Raw genomic sequence first — 21319 nt, 5'->3', positions numbered from 1 at the left:
ACACTCCGTATTTGTCCGGAAGAATGATGTTGTGCGAGGAATGGCCAAAACCATTGCGGCCCGTACCCGCCCGTCGTTCAGGCCAGGACAATCGGCGGCTGAATCAGAATCTGATTGAATGAAGGTGATGACTGCCACTGAGGCGTCCCGGAGCTTCGCGACCGTTCTGGACGAGGCTGAGCGTGGAGAGACGATCGTGGTCACCCGTGGTGGAAGGCAGATCGCTGTGATCGGTCCTGCCCCCACGGCGCCAGGTCCTATGGTGAAGGCGTTTCTGGCGAGAAGCGCGAGGAGCCTGGACGACGATTTCGAGACCGACGTGGCGGCGGCCCGTGAGATGGTCCGTGACGAGATGAGGGCCACGTGGCCCGACGCCTGATTCTGGGCACCGGGGTCCTGATCGCGGCCGAGCGAGGCAAGGCGTCCGTGGACACGGTGCGAGAACTGTGATCACGATGGATTCCTCGGCCGCGTTCGACGATCTTCCCGGTGTGCGCGCTCAGGTCGTTCCCCGCTGACTCGACGACTCCAACGCCGACGTCTCCTGCCGGAGGTTCGCATGGAGCTGTGGGAGCGCTCCGGGCAACTGGAGCTCCTCGGCGATCTGCTGCGGGCGACCGCCCACGGCGGTCGCGTGGCGGTGGTGGCGGGCGAGGCCGGGATCGGCAAGTCCGTGCTCGTTACCGAGTGTGCCCGGCGGTGCGGGCCGGCGGCGTGGGTGCTCTGGGGCGGTTGTGATCGGCTGATCACTCCGCGGGCGCTTGGTCCCCTGCACGACATCGGCCGCCAGACCGGAGGCGCACTGGCCGAGCGGCTGAACACCGGTGCCTCGCAGGAGGAGCTCTTCACGGCGTTTCTGGACGAGATCTCCGGCCCCGCGCAGCGCCCGCGCCCGGTCGTCGTCGTGGAGGACGCCCACTGGGCCGACGAGGCCACACTCGACTGGCTGACCTGGTCGGCCCGGCGGATCGGCCGCACGCCGGTCCTGTTCGTGGTGACCTACCGCGACGACGAGGTGGGCGCCGAGCACCCGCTGCGCGGCGCCCTCGCGACCCTGCCCAGCGCGATCACGCGGCGCGTGTCGCTGCCGCCGCTGTCGCGGGAGTGCGTGGCGGAGCAGGCACGCCTGACCGGGCGCGATCCGGAGCCGGTCCACCGGTTGTCCGGCGGCAATCCGCTGCTGGTGACCGAGCTGTTGAAGGCGGAGGGGCGGGCGGTTCCGGTCACGGTGCGGGACCTGGTCCTGGACCGGCTGCGGTTGCTGCCCCGGCCCGCCCGGGAGCTGGCCCACCTGGTGTCGGTGATCCCCACCCGCGCCGACGCCGCCGTCGTGGCGGAGGTGCCGGACCTGGTCGACGCGTGCGTCGACGCGGGGGTGCTCGTGCCGTCCGGTGACGGTGTGTCGTACCGCCACGAGCTGCTGCGCGGCGCGGTGGAGGAGTCGCTGTCACCCGCGCGCCGCGCCGCGCTGCACCGGCGGGTGCTGGGCACGCTGTCCGGGATCGCAGGGGTGGACCCGGGCCGTCTGGTCCACCACGCGACGCGGGCGGGGGACGAGGCCGCCGTCCTGCGGTACGGACAGGTCGCCGGGGCCGGCGCCGCCCGGCAGGGCGCCCATCGGGAGGCGACGGCGCACTACCGGGCGGCCGCCGGGTACGCCGACAGGGTGCCGGCCGCGCGGCGAGCCGAGCTGCTGGAGGCGTACGCCTTGCAGGCGTACCTGGCCGGGCTGGCCGAGGAGGGGTTGCGGGCCCGGCGGGCGGCGCTGGCCGTACGCGAGGATCTGGGGCAGCCCGGACCGGCCGGGGAGAACCTGCGCTGGATCTCCCGGCTCGCCTGGTGGGCGGGGGACGCGCGGCAGGCCTGGGAGGCGGCCGAGCGAGCGGTGACCCTTCTGGAGACCGAGCCGCCGGGCCGGCCGCTGGCCATGGCCTACAGCAACCGGTCCCAGTTGCACATGCTCGCGGGGGAGCGGGAGGCGGCGGTTTCGTGGGGCGAGCGGGCGCGAACGCTGGCCGTCCGGCTGGGGGACGTGGAGACCTCCCTCCACGCCGAGATCAACGTGAGCACCGCCCGGCTCGTGGGCGGTGACGCGGCCGCGGCGGCGGCGCTGCGGGAGGCGCACGAGCGTGCCGCGGCCCTCGGGCTGGCCGATCACGCGGCCCGGGCGCTCGTCAACCTGGCGACCACGCTGGTGCAGCTGGCCGAGTACGAAGCCGCCGCACCGGCGGTCGAGCGCGCGCTGGCGTACGTCACCCGGCAGGACCTCGACGGCTACCTCCAGTACCTGCTCGGCGTGCGGGCGGGGGTGCGGCTGACGCGTTGTGACTGGGCGGGCGCTCTGGCCGACGCGGACGCCGCGCTGGACCGGCCGGTCCGGGACGGGGTCGCCGTGGTGCCCGCACTGCTGGCGCGGGGCCGGATCCAGGCGGCCCGTGGCGAACGCGAGGCGCGGGCCACGCTCGACGAGGCCGCCCGCCAGGCCGAGCGCACCGGCGAGGTGCAGCGGGTCTGCCCGGTGGCGGCGGCCCGTTCGGAGTACTTCCTGCTGTACGGCGACGTCGGGCGTGCCGCCGAGGAGGCCCGGTACGGCCTGGACCTGGCCGTCCGGGCCCGTCATCCGGTGTACGCCGGTGAGCTGACCTACCGGCTGTGGCGGACCGGGGAGACCGGGTTACCCCGTGTGGAAGCCGGGCCGTGGCAGATGATGATCGACGGAGACTGGGCGGGCGCGGCCGCGGAGTGGGCCCGGCGCGGGGCCGCGTACGCGCGCGTCGAGGCGCTGGCGGGCGGTGACCGGGACGCCGCGGCCGAGGCCCTGCGGGTCCTGGACGGGCTGGGGGCCACCCGGGTGGCGGACAGGGTGCGGGCCGACCTGAGAGGGCGAGGCCTCACCCGGGTGCCGCGCGGCCCTCGCCGGACGACGGCCGCCCACCCCGCCGGCCTCACGCCGCGGCAGGCGGAGGTGCTCGCACTGGTGGCCGAAGGGCTGTCCAACGCCGAGATGGCCGCGCGCCTGTCGTTGTCGGTCAAGACCGTCGATCACCACGTCTCCGCGTTGCTGGACAAGCTCGGCGTGGCCACCAGGGGCCAGGCGGCCGCGGTGGCGCACCGGCTGGACCTGGCCGGGAAGCCCGCAAGTTAGGCAGTTCTCCCCAGTCGCGGATCGTCGCGAGGACCTACCGTTCCGCGCGAAGACGCCGTCCCAAGGGGGAGACATGAGCTATCTCGGCACACCTGACGAATCACCCCTCTACGAGGCCGAGCGATCCGCCCGGGGGTACGTGCCCAACTACCTGAGGGTGCTGGCGCTGCGGCCCGAGGTGTACGGCGCGTGGCTGCGCCTGGCGGAGGAGGTCAGGGCGGGCATGGACCTGCGCCGGTACGAACTGGTCACGCTGACGGCCGCCCGCCGCCTCGGTTCCTCGTACTGCGGTCTCGCGCACGCGGCCGTGCTGCTCGAACGGTTCTACGACGACACGGAGTTGCGGTCGATCATGACCGACCGCCGCGATGCGGGGCTGGCGCCGGTGGACGTCGCGGTGATGGACTTCGCGGACCGCGTCGCCCGGGATCCCACGGGTGTGACCGAGGGAGACGTCGCGGTCCTGCGCGGGCACGGACTGGCCGATGCCGACATCCTCCAGATCGTCCTCGCCGTCTGCCTGCGCCGGTTCTTCAGCGGTGTCCTCTCCGCCGTCGGCGCCGTCCCCGATCCGGTCTTCGACGGGCTGCCGGCGGGTGTCCGGGCGGCTTTCGGAGGAACCGCCGAGACCTTCTGATATGGCAACGCCCTGTCGCTGTCGAACCAGGTTCGGGGATCCGCCGTCCAAGACACCATGACGGCAGACGCGCTGCGCCCGGGGGACCCGGAGAGGCTGGGCCCCTACCGGCTGGCGAGCAGGCTCGGCTCGGGCGGTCAGGGTGTCGTCTACGAGGGCTACGACGAGGCGGCCAACCGCGTGGCGGTCAAGGTCCTGCACGCCTACCTGTCCGGCGACTCTCCCCTGCGCCGCCGCTTCACCCGGGAGGTCACCGCGGCGCGGCAGGTGGCGTCGTTCTGCACGGCACGCATCCTGGATCACGACCTCGACGGCGAGCGCCCCTACATCGTCACCGAGTTCGTCCCCGGCCCGAGTCTGCGTACGGCGGTGCGGGAGGAGGCTCCGCTCTCGGGAGACCGGCTGCACCGGCTGGCGCTGGGCGTGGCCACCGCGTTGGCCGCCATCCACCAGGCGGACGTGGTGCACCGTGACCTGAAGCCGGAGAACGTCCTGCTGGGCCCCGACGGGCCACGAGTGATCGACTTCGGCATCGCCCGGGCGGCGGGCCTGTCGCTGACCTCGCTGGGGGAGCTGGCCGGCACGCCCACGTACATGGCGCCGGAGCTGTTCTCGGGAGGACGCGCCGAGCCGGCGGCGGACGTGTTCGCCTGGGGCGCGGTGGTCCTGTTCGCCGCGACGGGACGCGACGCGTTCACCGCCCCGACGACGTTCGCGGTCGTCAACCGCCTGCTCAACCACGACCCCGACGTCGACGTCCTGCCGGAAGGGCTGCGCGAGCTCGTCCGGGCCGGGCTGTCGAAGGACCCGTCCGCGCGTCCGTCGGCGCGGCGCCTGCTGCTGGCGCTGCTCAGTGGTGGCAGTGGTGGCAGCGGTGGCGGGCGCGTCACGCTGGCCGAGGGCGCCCGGGCCGCCGCCGACGTACGGCCCCCGGGCGCGGGGCCGGGCGGCGAGCCGGCGTTGGGCGCGGTGGCCGAGCGGTGCTACGCCGGGCTGACGCCGTCCGAGCGTCAGGCGGCGCGGGATCTGCTGCTGCGGCTGGTGGACGTCCGCGACCACGACGAAACGCCGCGCAGCGCGGCCTTGGACGAGCTGATCGAGGTACGGCACGCCGAGCCGGTGCTCGCCGCGTTCGAGCAGGCCGAGGTGGTACGCCGGCAGGGGGACACGGTCGCGCTGCGCAACGCCGCTCTGCTGTACGCCTGGCCCAGGCTGCGCGAATGGGTGACCGGCGACCGCGACGCGCTCGGCCGCCACCGCGAGCTGGGCGAAGCCGCCCGGCGGTGGGCGCGGAACGGCCGCCGCCCGGAGGACCTCCTCCACGGCACCGCCCTGCGTCAGGCGCTGGAGTGGACCGCCGCCACGCACCTGACCCTCAACACCACGGAGCGGACGTTCGTCGAGGCGAGCAGGTCCGGGTCGGTGCGGCGGACGAGGCGGCGCCGCCTGACCACCACGGGCCTCGCGGTCCTGCTGGTCACCTCGCTCACGGCCGGCGCCTTCGCCTGGCAGCAGTCGGTCAGGAGCGACGAGACCGGCGGCCGCCTGGCCGACGAGCGGGCGCGGGCCACGGCCCGGCGGGTGGCGCTGCAGGCGGACGCGCTGCGCGAGGCCGACCCGGTGAAGGCGATGCTGCTCAGCGTGGCCGCCTACCGCATCGCGCCGGTCCCCGAGGCCGGATCGGCGGTGCTGAGCTCACTCGCCCAGCGGGAGCGGTCGGTCTTCACGGACCCCGCCCCGGCCAACGAGGGACGCACGCTGAGCCCCGACGGGCGGACGCTGGTCAGCGCCGGCGCCGGCCGGGTGACGGCCTACAACGTGGCGACCGGACGGCCGGTCAGGACCTTCGCCGGGATCGGCGAGGCGCCCGCCACCGCCGCGCTGGGCCCGGACGGCGACACACTGGCGCTCGCGCGGGGCAAGACGATGGAGCTGTGGAGCCTCCGGACCGGCAGGCGGCTCGGCGGGGGCCGGTGGGGGCCGAAGGAGATGATCGGCGACGCCGGCCGTCCGGACAGTGTGGAGTTCAGCCCGGGCGGGGGCTACATAGTCGTCCGGGACAACATCGGCGGGCCGTACACCGCGCTGTGGAAGGTGGCGCGGCGGGCGCCGGAGAAGCCGGAGAAGCGGTACGGATACCTTGGCGGCGCGCTGCTCGGACCGGGCGACGGATTCGGCGTCGTCGACGGAGCGCTGCGGACGTTCCCCGGCGGGGGGACGCCGGCGGGCAAGCGACTTCCGCCCGGCCGGGCGGGGGCCGTGCTCGCCTTCAGCCCCGACGGCGCGCTGGCCGCCGTGCAGGGCACCGGGACGAGGCTCTGGAACCTGTCCACCGGCAGATGGGACCGGCGCGTCCTCCCCGGGCTCTCCACCGACGCCGTCTTCGGCCCGGACGGCCGCTTCCTGATCACTTACGACGACTCCGCGGGTGGACACCTCACGCTGTGGCGGCTTGAGGACGCGGCCCCGATCCTCCGGCTCACCGTCGCCTCCGAGATCGTCGGATCTCCGCGGCTCGACTCCGGAAACCGCACGCTGAGCATCCTGGACGACGCCGGACGGGTGACCGCCTACGACGTCGGCCGGCTGACGGGTCCCCGGCGCGTCCTGCCTCCCGGCGCTCGGCAGGCGCGGTTCACCGCATCGGGAGACGCGTTGTTCGCCCTGACCGGCGACACCGTACGGCGATGGTCGGTGCCCGGCTTCCGAGAGACTGGACGTATCGGGGCAGGCGGGAAGGGACTGATCATGCGGGTCGGTCCCGACGGGCGCACCGTGGTCACTCTGCACCCCGACGGCCTGGCCGGCCCCACGATCTGGGACGCGGCGTCCGGGCGCAGGCTGGGCGAGGTGCCCCTGACCCACGAGCACGACAGGTCGGACATGCGGATCAGCCCCGACGGCCGCCTGCTCGCCGTCAGCCACGCCCTGCCCAACGACTACTACGGCCAGGGCACCGTCGTCATCGTCGACCTCGCGCGACGCGAGCAGGTCATGCGGTTCGGCGACGTCGCGGGAGGCGCCCTGTCCTTCAGTTCCGACAGCAGATACCTGGTGACCGCCGACCAGGGCGGCGCCGACGTCATCGACCTCGTCGCCCGTAAGGTGCTCGACCCGGCCGAAGGCCCCGGCACGCTCGCGAGGAGGTGGATGACGTTCGCGCCGAGGGGCCCGCTGGCCGCCTCGCCGTACGGGAGCAGGGCGGTGGCCCTGTGGGACACCCGCTCCTGGCGTACGACGGGTCAGGTGTTCAGGGTGCCGGGAGACGTGCTGGGGGTCACGTTCTCTCCCGACGGGCGAATCCTGGCCGTCGCCCACGACACCAGGGTGACAATGTTCGACACGGTCGCGGGCAGCCGGCTCGGCGGCAGTTGGACGGTGACCACCGGCGGGTTCGATTCGAGCGTGATGGACGGGCCCACACCCGCGCTCGCCTTCACGGCCGACGGCGCACTCCTTCGCGTGGTGGGGCACGACGGCGCGTCCCAGGATCTGCCCGCCGACCCCGCGAAGGCCGTCCCCGCCGTGTGCGAACGAGCGGGGCGCCCGCTCACCCAGCAGGAATGGCGCGAACACGTCGGAGCGGAGCTCGACTACCAGCAGGTCTGCACTCCCTGACACGTGGCCCCCACCGGACAGAGCCACGCGCGGGAGGTCGCTTGTGGAGCTCTCCCCGGCGAACGCCTGTCTCTGCCCGCTGGGGCAGGGTTGACCCTGACACCGTGTGAGGTCGTAGACCGGAGGCGTCATGTTCAGTATCGGAGATTTCGCCCGCCTCGGCCGGGTGTCCGTGCGTATGCTGCGGCACTACGACGCGCTCGGACTGCTCCGGCCCGCGAGGGTCGACCACGCCACCGGCTACCGCTACTACGAGGCGGGGCAGCTGTCCCGGCTCAACCGCCTGATCGCACTCAAGGATCTCGGCCTGACACTCGAACAGGTGGGGCGGATCCTTGAGCAGAAGGTCGGCCCGGAGGAACTGCACGGCATGCTGCGGTTGCGCCGGGCCGAACTGGCGGCGCGGCTGGCCGACGAGAGCATGCGGCTGGCCAGGGTCGAGGCGAGGCTCCGATTGATCGAAACGGAGGGTCTCATGTCCGTGGACGTCGTCGTCAAGAGTGTTCCCGCGGTCCGTCTCGCCGAGCTGAGCGGCATCGCGGAGAGCTACGAGTCCGAGAAGATCAGCCCCGTGATCCAGCCGCTGTACGACGAGCTGTGCCGGCGGATCTGCGAGGCGGGCCTGGCCGTCACCGGCCCGACGGTCGCCTACTACGAGCAGGTCCCCGAGGGGGTGCGGGTGCACGCGGGAGCCCCGGTGAACGCGGAGCCGGGCGGCGCCTACGACTTCGACGTCGTGGACCTGCCCGCGATCGAGCAGGCGGCCACCGTCATCCACCACGGCACCATGGACCAGGCGGATCTCACGACCCAGCGGCTCGCCCAGTGGATCGAGGAGAACGGCTACCGCAGTTCCGGCTTCGCCCGGGAGGTGTACCTCACGTACGGTCACGGCGATCCGACCACCTGGGTGACGGAACTGCAGGAGCCGATCTCCCGGGACGCGTAGCGGACTGGGAGCCGCGCCCTCGGGCGTCGCTCGCCGCCGGTGAGCCGCGTCGCGCTCCCACTTCCGGAGGGCTGCGATGTCTTCGGCGACCCCTTCCCTTGGATCTATCCGGGAAGGCGTTGAATTACTTTCGATCGAGGGTGGTATCCACTCCACATTCCTCGGCGCCCTCTTTTTCTTGCACGGGATTTTGGCGGCGCGCCCCCGGAAAGACACACCGGTGTTTATCGATCGCGGGCCCGGGGACGGTTGTCCGCGAATCACCCCTTTTAGGGGTGTCGCCCAGTTCCGGGAGGCTGACATGAACGGATTCTTGCCGTACCGCGATTCGACTCCGGCTACCCGTGTCGGCGGCGTACGCGGCTGGCAGGCGGACATTCTCCGCGGTGAGTGATAGCCGAGGCGAGTCACAGCTGAGCGATTCAGCGAGTCGAGGTGCTGCGGTGCGCAGAGGCCGCAGTGCCTCGATCGACGGCAGGCGGGTCGGCGCATTCCGGGGGGCGTTTCATGGCGCGCTTGTGCTATCCCGCCGCATTTCGCGGCGACATCGTGGAGGATCTGTTCGGAATTCCGGTCTCCGATCCCTACCGATGGCTGGAGAACGGCGACGACCCGCGCGTACGGGAATGGGCAGAGGCCCAGGACCGTCTCTTCCGGACCTGCCGCGCCGGATGGCGTGAGAGGCGGTCGTGGGCGGCTCTGGTGGACCAGGTGTCGTCCTACGGCGTCTCAGAGCCTCCGATGGCGCGCGGTCCGTTCCTGTTCCTGACCGAGTGGCCCCGCGGGGACGAGCAGCGGCGCCTTCTCGTCGTCGACGCCGAGGGGAACAGGCGGGTGCTTGTCGATCCCGCGCGGATCGATCCGTCCGGGCAGACCGGGCTGCACGCCTGGTGGCCGTCCCGGGAGGGCGAACGCGTGGCCGTCCAGATGGAGGTCGCCGAACAGCCCGGCAGCGACATCGTGGTGCTGGACGCGCGTACCGGCGAGACGGTGGACGGCCCGTTGCCGCGCGCCCGCAACACCTCGCTCGCGTGGCTGCCGGGAGGGGACGCGTTCTACTACGTCAGCCGGGTGCCCGACGAGGACCTCGCCCCGGGCGACACGCGCCTGCATCGGCGGGTGCGTCTCCACCGGATCGGCACTCCCGACCGGCGGGACACGGTGGTGTTCGGCGGCGAGGACGCCCCCGACCACTACTACGGCCTCACGATCAGCGCCGACGGCCGTTTCATGGCGATCACCGCGACGGCCGGGCCCGCCCCGCGGAACGACGTGTACGTGGCCGACCTCACCGATCCGGAGGCTCCGCGCGTCGTCAGGTTCGTGGACGGTGCCGCCCTGGGCGCCCGCGTCCTCCCACGCTTCCTCGCGGACGGCGATCTCCTGCTGGTGACCGACCACCAGGCCCCGTGCGGCCGCGTCTGCGTCGCCCGCCGGCCCGACACCGGCCCGCACGCGCGGCACGACACCGATCCGGCCGCGTGGCGCGACCTGGTGGCCGAGGACCCCGAGGCGCCCCTGGACGAGTGCGTGGTGCTGGACGACCCGGCGCTCGCGCGGCCCCTGCTGCTGGTGGCTCGCGCCCGGCACGGCACGTCCACCCTGACGCTGCACGACCTCGGCACCGGCCGGCCGCTCACGGACCTGCCCCTGCCCGGCGCGGGCGTCGTGTCGTCCCTGCGTACGGCCCTCCCGCACGGGCGTCGGGCGTGGTTCGGCTACTGCGACGCGACCACGCCTCCCGCCGTCTACCGCTACGACGGCGTCACGGGGACGGTCGAACACGAGACGGGCGCGACGGCGGGCCGTACCCCGGAGATCCGCAGCCGCGTCGTCCGCTACCGGGCCGGTGACGGCACCGAGATCCCGCTGTTCCTCTTCACCCCGGCGGGGCGACTGGAAGGCCCAAGCCCCACCCTGCTGTACGGCTACGGCAGCTTCGGCATGCCGATGCGCCCGTGGTTCTTCCCGGCCGCGGCGGCATGGGTCGCCGCCGGAGGGATCTACGCCGTCGCCTGCGTACGCGGAGGCGGCGAGGAAGGGCAGCGGTGGCACGACGCCGGTCGCGGGCCGCACAAGCACCGCGCGATCGGCGACTTCAACGACGCCGCGGCCTGGCTGACCGGCACCGGCGTGACGACCCGCGACCGGCTGGCGAGCTACGGCCAGTCCGCGGGCGGGCTGCTGGTCACCGCCGCGGCCGTCCGGCGGCCGGACCTGTACGCCGCGGTCGTCGCCGAGGGCCCGCTGTGCGACATGGCGCGGTACGAACGCTTCGGCCTGGGACGCACGTGGACCGAGGAGTTCGGCACCGCCTCCGACCCGGAGCAGCTTCGATGGCTGCTGGAATACTCCCCCTATCACCACGTCACGCCCGGAACCTCCTATCCCGCGTTCCTGCTCACCGGCGCGGTGACCGATCTGCAGACCGGAGAGGCCCACGTCACCAAGATGTGCGCGGCTCTCCAGCACGCCACCGGCGGCGACCGGCCGATCCTGATGCGCCGGGACCCCGGCACCGCCCACGCCGCCTCTCCCGCGAGCAAGGAACGCGCCCTGACCGCGGACATCCTCGCCTTCGCCGCGGAACACACCGGTCTCTCACCCGATCGCCACGGCGGAACGAACCGGAGCGGCGACCGGCGGTCGGTGCTGGTGAACCCACCGGAGGGGACGTACGTTTCTGGGGCATGAGATTGCGAACGATCCTGCTCGTGGCGGTGTTGTCGCTGGCAGCGGCGTGTGGAGAGGCGACGTCGGCCACAACGGCGGCCCCCGCCGGCGACGGGCCGGCCACGCCGGTCGCCCTGTGGGGCGCCGAAGGCGGGTTCGTGACCCCGACCGTGAACGTGCTGCGTCCGCCCCGGGTGGTGCTGTACGGCGACGGCCTGGTGGTCGCGGACGCGAGCAGGCAACTGAGGCTCACCGACGCCGAGACCGTCGGTACGGTCGCGGCGATGGAGAGGTATCTGACCGGGCAGCCGCCGACGGCCCGGCCGAGCCCGGGCGCGCCGTCGGTGGCGGACGTGCCGACCACCGTCCTCGCCGTACGGGGGAAGGACGGGAAGATGCGGGAGGTCCGGGCCGAGGCCCTGGAACAGGTCGCGGAGTTCTACCCCAGGGAACTCGTGGACGCGAAGAAGCTGATGGAGGGTCTGGCGGCCCGCGCCGGCACGGAGGGCACCGCCTACACCGCCCCGCGCGTACGGATGGTCGCCGAAGGGGTCGATTCGGCGGAGGGCAGGCCGGCACGGTGGCCCGCGAAGGTCCCCGAGCCCGACGGCCCGGCCGACCCGGTCTGGCGGAAGGACCTGGACGGCGAGGCGGCGAGCGCGCTCGCCAAGGCCGTTCCCGCCGGGCAGGACCACGGCCGGCCGATCTTCAAGACCGCTTCGGGGAAGGTGTTCGTGCTCTCCTGGCGATATCTGCTGCCCGACGAGTGACCCGCCGCCCGGCGGCCGGAACGGCCAGAGCCGTGACGACGAGCCCGCCGAGGACGACGAGGACGAGCAGCGCGGCCCAGGGGACGGCCCAGGCGTTCGTGGTGCTCTCGACGGCGGCGAGCGGGGCGACCGAGCCCGCCGCGTCGGCGAGCAGCGGGACGAGGGTGACCGTCCCCGTCAGCCTCAGCGCGGGAGCCACTCCGCGCACCGGCACCGAGACCTTCCAGGTCTCGCCCGGCAGCAGCGGGGGCGAGTCGGCGATCCGCCCCGCGCGGACGCCGAAACGCCCGAAGGGGCCGGAGGTGGACACCTCCTGCCGCGCGGTGAGGATGGCGTTGCCGGTGTTGCGGATCGTGTACGTGACGGTGGCGTCGCCCTTCCCGAACGGATCGGGCGTGCCGGAGTAGCCGACGTGCAGACCCTCCACCGACAGGCTCGGCCTGAGCTCCCCGCCCACCCGGAGGCGGATCCGGATGCCGAGACGCCGCCCGTCCGCCTCGCCGGACCGGGGTGGGCCGGTCACGACGCCGCCCATGTACTCGCCGGGTGCGGCGTCGTCCGGCAGGGCGACCGTGAACGGCACCTCGGCCGACCCTCCGGGCGGGACCGTCACGTCGGGCCGGGCGGGGTGGACCCACGCGCCCACCCCGGCGGGCGTCGCGTCCTCGCCGGCGAGGTCGAGCCCGCCCTGTCCGGTGGTGAACGCGTCCGCGGCGTACATGGCGAGGTGGAGCGGCGTCGTGCCGTGGTTGACGACCACGAGACCGTCCTCGATCCGCCCTCCGGGGTCGAGGGTGTAGGCGTAGTTGCGCCGGTCGGACCCGAAGTCGTTGGAAGCCGTCCGCACCGTCCAGGAGACCTCGCCGTCCGCCGCCGCGGCGGGTCCCGCCCCCGCCGCGAGGAGACCGATCGCGGCGAGCAGCGCCACGACGACGGCCCGGGCGAGGGCGGCGCGGGCGAGGGCGGCGCGGGCGAGGGTGTCGGCCGCCGTGGTCGTACGTGGTCCGGGGGAGTACATGCGAATGGTCCTCGGGTGGGTCGGGAGCGGAGGGAGGGAGGACGTGCGGTGGGGCGGGTGCCGGACGGCGCCCGCCCCACCGGGCCGAGCGGGCCGGATCAGCTCGTGGTGACCGGCCGCGCGTCACCGCCGGTCGGCTACTGCAGCCAGCCGGACTCGGCCGCCGCCGGTGCGTCCTCCGTGGCCTTGCCCTCGTTCGTGTGGATCACGACCTTGTCGACCGTGGAGCCGACCGGCTGAGCGGCGGTGGCGCCGCTGTCCGGGCCGCACCAGGACTCCTGGCCCAGCTCCACCGCGGCGTTGGGGGCGGCGCAGGTGCCGCTGCGGATGTTCTCGACGACGAGCTTGTTCCCGCGCACCTGGACCCGCACGTAGGTGCGGACGTGCTCCTGGTTCTCGACCGAGTTGGCCCAGTGGCTCTTGGGGTTCAGCGGGTCGGGACCGTAGTTCGGGTCCTTGGTGGTGTCCGGAGCGGTGAGGTCGTAGTACTTCGAACCCGACGCCGAGTTGGCCGTCACGTAGATGACGCCGCCGGGGCCCTTGGACACCTGGGCGGCGCCGGGCTGCTCGTCCTTGTTCGCCTTCTGCCCGTTCTTGATCACGTAGCTGCGGGAGTAGCTGTGGTCGTGGCCCTGCAGGACCAGGTCGACGCCGAGCTTCGAGAAGGCCGTCGGGAAGTCCTGGCGGCGCACCTTGTTGTCGCCGTCGTTCGCGTGGCTGGCCGGCGAGTAGATCGCGTGGTGGTAGACGAGCACCGTGTGCTTGACGCCGGCGCCGTGCTTGTCGACGACATCGGTGATGTAGGCGATGTGCGCGGCGTCGGAGCCGCTGGCGTACGCGTTGCTGTTGATGTCGATGAACAGGATGCTCTTGTACTTGAACCAGTAGTCGCCGCCCGACCTGGTCGTCGCGCTGCCGTTGTAGTACGGCGCGGACCGGTCGGTGTTCGGCGTCCAGAAGTGCTGCTCGTACGCCTTGCCGCCGACGTCGTGGTTGCCGATGGTGGCGGCCCAGGGGTACTGGCGCAGCTTGTCGGACGCGAGGAACGCGTTCCACTGCGTCTCGGTGTTGGCGGTCTCGACCTGGTCGCCGCCGGAGACCAGCAGTTCGGCCTTCGGGTTGGCGGCGAGGGCGACGTCCAGGGTGTCCGCCCAGCCGGCGCCGTCCTTCGCCACGTTGCCGGACGAGCCGATCTGCGGGTCGCCGAAGAACAGGAAGTCGAGGTTGTTGCCGTTGAAGTCCTGCGTCGTGAAGGAGTACGCCGGGGACCAGCTCCCCTCGGCGCCGACCCGGTAGGAGTACTCCGTGTTCTGCTTCAGGCTGTCGATCGTGGCGTGCGCGTTGTAGCCGCCGTTGACGCTGTTCGCGGTGACGGTGGCGGAGAAGGTCACGGCGTTCGCGGGGAACTGGCCCTTGACGAGCTTGGCCGTCGGCGCGACCTGGACCACCTGCGGGGTGCCGGTCGAGGAGTACCACGACACGACGCGCTGCGTCTCGTCGGCGCCGACGCCGAGGACGACGCCGGTGAGCGTCGCGCTGTCGGCGTGGGCGGCGGTCGTCAGGCCGCCGCCGAACACGGCGGTGGCGCTGAGAGCCGCCGCGCCGGCGCTGACGGCGACCCGCCGCAGCACCTGGCCGGGGCCCTTGGTCCCGTTGTCGAACTTCATTACTTTCCATCCATTTATGGGATATTGGAGCGATTTGCACGCTTTCGGGGTTTGGTGTCGCGAAAGTGAATATCGGGCGGGCGGGCCGTTGCGCCTGCCGGAAGTTGTGATGCGATCTCGGATTCCGGCTCAGACTCCGAGCACGCGTTGCGCGAACCACACCAGGCCCATCGCGGACACCCCCGCCGCGATCGCCCCGGTCGTCCACAGCCCCGCGACCGGCCGGCGGTGCCGCAGCAGGGCGAGCAGCGGGAAGACGGCGACGATGATCGCCAGCTGGACGACCTCGATGCCCACGTTGAAGACGAGCAGCGACCACAGGAGCGTCCACGACCAGGCCTGGTCGATCCCCAGCGCCGCGGCGAAGCCCAGCCCGTGCACGAGGCCGAAGCAGAAGACCACCGCGAGCCGCGCCAGGCCCGCGCGGTCCAGGCCGAGGCGACCGTGCCCCGCAGTTTCAAGATCCGTGGCGTGCGATCGGCGCCGCCAGACGCGCCACAGGTGCCACCCGGCGACGACCGCGATCGACAGGGCGATGACGGGCTCGACGAACGACGCGGGCACCCGTACGAGGCCGAGGGCCGCGAGGACGAAGGTCACCGAGTGGGCCAGCGTGAAGGTCGTCGCCGCGAGCACGATCTCGCGCAGGCGGCGCGATCCCGCGATGAGCGCCAGCAGGAAGAGGATGTGGTCGACTCCGCCGAGCAGGTGCTCGGCTCCGAGCCGGAAGAACTGCCAGAACCGCTCGGCCCAGGACTGTTCCGTGGAGAACGACCGGTGCCGGGAGTCGAGAGCCGTGCTTCCGGACCTCAGGTCGAGGTCGTAGGTGACGATCGTCTTGCTGTCGCGCACGTAGCCCTCGGAGCCCGGGAACAGCCCGCTGCGCACCTCGTGCGCTCCGGCGGACTCCGGGCACCGGTAGTCGAGGACCAGCCGCGCGTACGGGACGCCCTCGCGTCGCCCGATGGTGAAGCCGCCGTCCCGGGCCGGGGCGCACGCCGCGCCCCCGGCCGCGACGCCGAAGCGCTCGGTCACGTACGCGACGACCGAGCCGGCGTGCCCGTCGAGCGCGGCGGCCTGCTCGGCCGCGTCACCGCCCTCGAACGCGGCGGTGCCCTCCCTGAAGAGCGGGTCGTCCTTCCCGGAGTCGGCGGCGGAGACGACGAGCAGGTCGTACTCCAGCTGGAGCTCGGCGCGGACGTGCCCGGTCCGGGGCGAGGCGAGATGGACGTAGGCCGTCGAGGTGAACCCGTGGGCGATAGCGGGGACGGATCCGAGCACAGCGGGCAGGACACTGGCCAGGACGGCCACGGCTACGGCGGCGGTGACGGAACAGACGCGACGCCGCGCGGCGGGGGACATATTACTCCTTTTCGGGCTTGGCGTACGAAATCTGGCCGATCCGGATGAACGACCGATATCTCGTGAATAAACCGATGACGAACCAATCCCGGTGAAGGACGCTTGAGGTCGGAAAGGGCGCAGGCGATGAGATAGGAAGTAGGCGCACTTCCCGCGCCTCCGGAGGACGATCCCCATGCGCTCTCGGCTTCTGCCTGCCGGCACACTGGCCGCGGCGGTCGCGACCGCCCTGCTGGCCGGTGGGTGCGGCTCCGGTGACGACTGGTCCCGGCCGCACGCGAAGGCCACCGCAGTCGGCACCCCGGGCCCGGGGTTCCTCCCCGCCTCCTCGCCCGCGCCGGAGGCGACGATCACGCCCCGGCCCGGCTCGTGGAACGGGGTCCGGCCGTCGGAGGGCTACCGCGTGGTGCTGCTCACCGCGGGAGCGGACCGCCGGACCCGGACGCTGGTGAACGCCGTGACGGAGTGGGCCGAGGAGGAGCGGGTCAGCCTGAGGACCATCACGGCCACGAAGCCGGCCGACTTCGTCCCCAGCATCAGCAGGGCGATCGAGCTGAAGCCCGACCTCGTCGTCAGCGCCGGCGACGACCTCGTCGATCCCCTGGCCCTGGTCACGCCCAACCACCTCGACCAGCAGTTCCTGGTGGTCGGCGCCGAGCTGGCCGAGCCCACGGCGAACGTCACCGCCGCCGACTGGGCCGGTGCGTCGTTCCGCGGCGAGGGACTCGGCATGTCCTCGACGTACGACTCGGCCAGCTTCACTCCCGAGCGCGCGGGGCGTGACGTCCGGGCCGGTGTCGCCGCCGTGCTCACCGGCCTCACCGGCAACGTGATCTGGCTGGACTAGGCGGCGGAGGAGCTGACGGAGGAGCTAGCGGCCGTGACGAGGTGGGCGTAGACGATGACGTTGTCGCGGTAGTGCCCGGTGGCGGAGTCGAAGGTTCCGCCGCAGGTGATGAGGCGCAGGCCGGGGAACCTCACCATCCCGTAGACCTTGCGGGTGGGGAAGCGGTCCTTCGGCACCCTCTCCAGGGAGTCCACCTCGAAGGTCACCCGGCTGCCGTCCTTCCTGGAGATCTTCACCGTGTCGCCCGGGCGCAGCTCCCCCAGGCGGAAGAAGACCCCGGGCCCCTTCGCCGAGTCGACGTGACCGGCGATGACGGCGGGACCGCGCGCGCCCGGCGACGGGCCGAGGCGGTACCAGCCCGCCTCGCCGACCCTGGAGAGAGGCGGGACCTCCAGCGTGCCGTCCGGGTTCTTGCCCAGCGTCATCAGCGTGGTGCGCACGCCGATCTCCGGGATCTCCAGCATCACCGGCGGTGACGCGGGCAGCGCGCGTGCCGTGGCCTTCGGGTGCGCCGGCGGGGTGGAGACGGCGGCGGGAGGGGCGGGCGGAGCCGCCGGGCGGCCGCCGGTGCGGCCGGCGACGACCACGACGGCGGTGACGGCGGCGAGGGCCGCGGTCAGGCCGACGAGGACGGCGGCGGGCCTGCCCAATTGATCACCGCTTCTGATCGAAAGCTACCGGCCACATCATATGTCGCTTTTATGTAATCCAGTCCCCTGAGTCACTCGTGTACGCTCATGGGAGTAGTAAACAGTTATGTGGCGGCTTGCAAAGATCTGGACGGTTTTTTAGTGGTTCAGTCAGAAACTCTGTGCAGGCCGCCGCAGCCGGACCACGTCCCCGCGATCTTCGATCGCGAGCGGGCCGGCCCGGGCCGCCACCGGGCCGCCAAGGGTGCGGACGGCAGGCGGGACCTCCCGGAGGTCGACCACGCGCGCATGCGCGTCACCGTGCTGGTCCCGGCCCACGACGAAGAGGACCAGATCGCGGAGACGATCACCTCGCTGCACGCACAGCGGCGCAGGCCCAACCGGATCATCGTGATCGCGGACAACTGCACGGACCGGACCGCGGACATCGCGCAGGCGCACGGCGCCGAAGTCATCAGGACGGTCGGCAACCGCCACAAGAAGGCGGGCGCGCTCAACCAGGTGCTCGAAGTGCTGCTTCCTCTGATGGGGTCGCGGGACGCCGTGCTGGTCATGGACGCGGACTCGGCGCTCGATCCCGGTTTCGTCCACCACGCCGTGCTCCGGCTCGCCACCGGCCGGCTGGCCGCGGTGGGCGGCACCTTCACCGGCAAGCCGGGCGGCGGGCTGGTGGGCATGTTCCAGCGCAACGAGTACGCGCGCTACGCCTGGGACGTGCGGAGGCTGCACGGAAAGGCGCTGGTGCTCACCGGGACGGCGACGCTCTTCCGTGCGCTCGCCCTCAAGGAGGTCGTCAGGGCCCGCCGCGCCGGACGCCTCCCCGGTCGCGACCAGGTGTACGACGTGCGCGTCCTCACCGAGGACAACGAGCTCACCCTGGCGCTGCTGCACCTGCGGTTCCGCATCCTGTGTCCGGCCGAGTGCACGCTCACCACCGAGGTCATGGAGACCTGGAAGGACCTGTTCAAACAGCGCCTTCGATGGAAGCGGGGCGCGCTGGAGAACCTCACCGACTACGGCTGGACGCGGGTCACGTTGCCCTACTGGGGCCGCCAGCTCCTGTCGCTGGTCGGGATCGTCGTGATCTTCGCGTACCTCGGCGCCACGGCCTGGTCGATCGCCGTCACGGGCACGCTCGACTTCCATCCGCTCTGGGTGGCGGTGACGGGCGTCTTCATGATCGAGCGGATCGTCACCGTCCGGAGCAGGGGCGGCGGGCAGATGGCCGTCGCCGGCCTGCTGTTCGTCGAGATGATCTTCGATGTGTTTCTGCAGATCGCACAGGCGAAAGCCTTCTGGGATGCCGCGTGGCGTCGGGAAAGGAAATGGTGAACATGTACAACAATCCACCCATCGGGGGCGTGGCGGCGGGCTTCGGCGGTGCGGCGCTGACCGCCCCGTTCATGGGCTGGAACGCGCTCTGGATCGCTCTGGGCCTGTTCACGCTGGTGTCGGCCGCGGTGGCGGTCAAGCGGATCATCCCCAAGCGCGAGGCCTGACCCGGTCAGGCGCTCCCGGCCCTCGCGTGGGGTGGGACGACGGAAGGACGACGCGGCGGCCGGGAGCGGGGCGCGAGTGCCTACGCCTGGAGCTTGCGGCGCAGGTCGGCGGCGTGGGGGTGGCCGAGATCACGGAAGATCTCGTACGCCTCCCGCCAGTGCTCGTGGGCCGTCTCCGGGTCGCCGACGGCCTCGCTCGCGTCACCGAGGTGTCCGAGCAGCTGGGCCCGCAGGGCCGGGTGGTCCGTCGGGCCGGCCAGCAGCAGGCCGCGCCGGAAGTGCGGGATCGCGCTCATCGGGTCGCCGAGCCGCTGGTGGAGCAGGCCCAGCGTGTCGAGGGCGACCAGCTCGTTCGGCCGGTCGCCGGCCCGTCGCTGCAGCTCCAGCGCCTGCAGGTGGTAGGGCAGGGCCTCCTGGAGGGAGCCGAGCTCCGACAGGTACCAGCCCACGGCGAGGGCGGCCTTGCCCGCCCAGTAGGGGTCGTCGATCTCGGTGAAGAGCGACAACGACCGCCCGGCCTGGTCGAGCGCGTGCTCGCCGTCGCCCTGCAGCCAGTAGACGTAGGACAGCACGAAGCGGTTCTCGGCCTCGCCCGCCCGGTCTCCGGCGGCGAGGCTCAGCCGGAGCGCCTCCCGCATGTGGGCGTGCGCCTCCTCGAACCGGTCGAGCCTGCCGTGCACGGCGCTCAGGAAGCGGTGCGCGTGCGCCGCCGCCGGCCGGTCGGTCATGGCGGTGGCCGCGCGCAGCGCCACCGCCCACGCCGCCCCCTCGTCGTGCCAGCGCCGCTCGTCGTTCAGGAACGTGTCCAGCGCCCAGCTCAGCTGCCAGGCGTGCCGGTGCATCCCCTCCTCCTCGGCCTGCCGCAGCGTGGTCAGCAGCACGGCGTACTCGGCCTTCAGCCACCGCACGGCGGCCGCGAGGTCGAGCACCGGCTTCGGCTCGGCGCCGTCCACGGGCGCGCCGAGGGCCATCGGAATGGGCGCGCGCACCGGGTTCAGCACGAGTTCGGCGTGGTACGCGGTGTGCGTGTAATGGTCGAGCAGCCGGGTCAGCGCCTCCTGCCGCGCGGCCTCGGACTCCTCGGCCCGGACGCGTTCGGCGGCGTACGCGTGCAGCAGGTCGTGCATCCGGTAGCGGCCGGGCGCGTGCTCCACGACCATGCTGGCGTCGGTCAGCTCGGCCAGCGTGCGCCGGACCTCGGGCAGCGCCCGGCCGGCCAGCGCGGCGGCGGACGCGAGCGCGATGTCGGCGCCCGCGACGAGCCCGAGCAGCCGGAACAGCCGTGCGGCGTCCCGGCTGAGCGCGTCGTAGGACCAGGAGAAGACGACGTCGATCTCCAGCGCCGCGATCCTTCCACGGGGATTGCGCAGCTCCGTGGCGATCGCATCGGGCGGGAACCCGGTCAGCTGCGCCCGCGCGCCGACCAGGGCCAGCGCCAGCGGGAGCCGTCCGCACGCGGCCGCGATCGCGGCCACCGCGTCGCCGCGCCGGGTCCGTGCCGTGCCCGGGCCGAGGCGGCGGCCGAGCAGTTCGACCGCCTCCGGCAGGTCCGGGACGTCGAGCGTCAGCGCCGTGGCGCCGGTCTCCGCCACAAGGGCGGTGAGCCGCCGGCGGCTGGTGACGATCGTACGGGCGGCGGGTCCGGCCGGCAGCAGGGGCCGGACCTGTTCGGCGTCGCGGGCGTTGTCGAGCACGACGAGCAGGGTGCGCCCGGCCGTGTGGCTGCGGTAGAGCGCCACCTGTGCCGTGAGGCCGGACGGAACGCGGTCGAGCGGCACCCCGAGCGCGTCGAGGAACCCGCGGACCACCTCCGCCGGCTCCATGGAGTCGTGGCGGGAGAAGCCGCGCAGGTCCACGTACAGCCGGCCGTCCGGGAAGCGCGGCGCGGCCAGATGGGACCAGTGCACGGCGAGGGAGGTCTTGCCCACCCCGGCAGGACCGGAGACGGCGACCACCGCGGACGTGGCCGCGTCCAGCGCGCGCAGCGCCTCGGCCCGGCCGGTGAAGCCGTCGACGTCGGCGGGCAGCTGCTCCGGCGCCGGAGGCCGCCCGGCGTCCCCCTGTGCGGCGTGCTGGAAGTCGGCCCGGTCGTCCGGGGACAGGTTCAGCGCGCCGGCGAGCATCCGGACGGTGCCGGCGCGGGGCACCGGGACCCGGCCCGACTCGATCTCCCGGATCTGCCGCTCGCTGACGCCGGACAGCGCGGCCAGCTCCTCCTGCGTGAGCATCGCCCGGATCCGCAGGTCACGCAGCATGTCGCCGAACATCGATTCCCCTCCGTCGGCCCACGGTATTCGATCACGTTCGCGCGGACGGCAGCCTAACCGCCGGTCAACCGCCGGTCGAGCGCCTGCCCCCCGTACCGCCGCCGCTGGTTGGCTGGAGGGGCCTCACCGGTCCTGACAGGGCGTGGAGACGCACCGGGTCGGCGCTCGCGACGGGGGCAGCGCTGACAGCCATCGGGCTCTGGAGCCGCCGGGGGCT

15 protein-coding genes are annotated in these 21319 nt (G+C 72.8%); 10 read left to right on the top strand and 5 right to left on the bottom strand.

The features are described from left to right. Nucleotides 1-118: 118 nt before the first annotated feature. The 7 genes from HHX33_RS14065 (at nucleotide 119) to HHX33_RS14035 (ending at nucleotide 11792) form a co-directional block, all read left to right on the top strand. The gene (locus tag HHX33_RS14065) at nucleotides 119-379 is read left to right on the top strand and encodes a type II toxin-antitoxin system Phd/YefM family antitoxin (RefSeq protein ID WP_182874984.1); all 261 of its coding nucleotides are present in this window, start codon (nucleotides 119-121) and stop codon (nucleotides 377-379) included. Nucleotides 380-559: 180 nt separating this feature from the next. Next, the gene (locus HHX33_RS14060; RefSeq protein WP_182874983.1) at nucleotides 560-3145 is read left to right on the top strand and encodes an ATP-binding protein; all 2586 of its coding nucleotides are present in this window, start codon (nucleotides 560-562) and stop codon (nucleotides 3143-3145) included. Nucleotides 3146-3218: 73 nt separating this feature from the next. Next, a complete protein-coding gene (locus HHX33_RS14055; RefSeq protein ID WP_182874982.1) occupies nucleotides 3219-3782 on the top strand; it encodes a carboxymuconolactone decarboxylase family protein in 564 nt (187 codons plus the stop codon). A 57-nt stretch (nucleotides 3783-3839) separates the two neighbouring features. Further along, nucleotides 3840-7400, top strand: a complete 3561-nt coding sequence (locus HHX33_RS14050; protein ID WP_182874981.1) for a WD40 repeat domain-containing serine/threonine protein kinase — start codon at nucleotides 3840-3842, stop codon at nucleotides 7398-7400. Nucleotides 7401-7530: 130 nt separating this feature from the next. Further along, entirely contained in the window at nucleotides 7531-8349 is an 819-nt protein-coding gene (locus HHX33_RS14045) for a MerR family transcriptional regulator (RefSeq protein WP_182874980.1), read from the top strand. A 549-nt stretch (nucleotides 8350-8898) separates the two neighbouring features. Continuing rightward, nucleotides 8899-11043 (top strand): prolyl oligopeptidase family serine peptidase, encoded by a 2145-nt coding sequence (locus HHX33_RS14040; RefSeq protein WP_182874979.1) that lies wholly within the window; start codon nucleotides 8899-8901, stop codon nucleotides 11041-11043. Continuing rightward, nucleotides 11040-11792, top strand: coding sequence for a hypothetical protein (locus tag HHX33_RS14035; RefSeq protein ID WP_182874978.1), 753 nt, complete (start codon nucleotides 11040-11042; stop codon nucleotides 11790-11792). The genes HHX33_RS14040 and HHX33_RS14035 overlap by 4 nt, the downstream gene beginning before the upstream one ends. Here HHX33_RS14035 and HHX33_RS35995 read toward each other — a convergent pair. The 3 genes from HHX33_RS35995 to HHX33_RS14020 all read right to left on the bottom strand — a co-directional run bounded on the left by HHX33_RS35995 (nucleotide 11731) and on the right by HHX33_RS14020 (nucleotide 15839). Continuing rightward, a complete protein-coding gene (locus tag HHX33_RS35995) occupies nucleotides 11731-12810 on the bottom strand; it encodes a DUF916 domain-containing protein (protein WP_182874977.1) in 1080 nt (359 codons plus the stop codon). The two genes, HHX33_RS14035 and HHX33_RS35995, sit on opposite strands and share 62 nt — an antisense overlap. A 137-nt stretch (nucleotides 12811-12947) precedes the next feature. After that, nucleotides 12948-14477: a purple acid phosphatase family protein gene (locus HHX33_RS14025; RefSeq protein ID WP_182874976.1), complete on the bottom strand. Its 1530-nt coding sequence runs from the start codon at nucleotides 14475-14477 to the stop codon at nucleotides 12948-12950. 129 nt (nucleotides 14478-14606) lie between these two features. Continuing rightward, nucleotides 14607-15839: a HupE/UreJ family protein gene (locus HHX33_RS14020; RefSeq protein ID WP_182874975.1), complete on the bottom strand. Its 1233-nt coding sequence runs from the start codon at nucleotides 15837-15839 to the stop codon at nucleotides 14607-14609. Between the two features lie 175 nt (nucleotides 15840-16014). Between HHX33_RS14020 and HHX33_RS14015 the strand changes: the two genes are divergently transcribed. After that, nucleotides 16015-16686, top strand: a complete 672-nt coding sequence (locus HHX33_RS14015; protein WP_182874974.1) for a hypothetical protein — start codon at nucleotides 16015-16017, stop codon at nucleotides 16684-16686. Here the strand turns inward: HHX33_RS14015 and HHX33_RS14010 are convergent. Further along, nucleotides 16683-17336 (bottom strand): class F sortase, encoded by a 654-nt coding sequence (locus HHX33_RS14010; RefSeq protein WP_220501807.1) that lies wholly within the window; start codon nucleotides 17334-17336, stop codon nucleotides 16683-16685. The two genes, HHX33_RS14015 and HHX33_RS14010, sit on opposite strands and share 4 nt — an antisense overlap. Before the next feature lie 141 nt (nucleotides 17337-17477). On the opposite strand from HHX33_RS14010, the gene HHX33_RS14005 reads away from it, so the two are divergent. Both HHX33_RS14005 and HHX33_RS14000 read left to right on the top strand, forming a co-directional pair. Then, nucleotides 17478-18668, top strand: a complete 1191-nt coding sequence (locus tag HHX33_RS14005) for a glycosyltransferase family 2 protein (protein ID WP_220501806.1) — start codon at nucleotides 17478-17480, stop codon at nucleotides 18666-18668. A 2-nt stretch (nucleotides 18669-18670) separates the two neighbouring features. Beyond that, a complete protein-coding gene (locus HHX33_RS14000; protein ID WP_165900532.1) occupies nucleotides 18671-18835 on the top strand; it encodes a hypothetical protein in 165 nt (54 codons plus the stop codon). 80 nt (nucleotides 18836-18915) lie between these two features. Here HHX33_RS14000 and HHX33_RS13995 read toward each other — a convergent pair whose 3' ends face one another. Then, nucleotides 18916-21102, bottom strand: coding sequence for an ATP-binding protein (locus tag HHX33_RS13995; RefSeq protein ID WP_182874973.1), 2187 nt, complete (start codon nucleotides 21100-21102; stop codon nucleotides 18916-18918). Nucleotides 21103-21319: the final 217 nt, after the last annotated feature.

Origin of the sequence: Microbispora sp. H10670, from assembly GCF_014161385.1 — a bacterium.
Taxonomy (GTDB): Bacteria; Actinomycetota; Actinomycetes; order Streptosporangiales; family Streptosporangiaceae; genus Microbispora; species Microbispora triticiradicis.
This window is presented reverse-complemented; position numbering and strand designations above follow the sequence as displayed.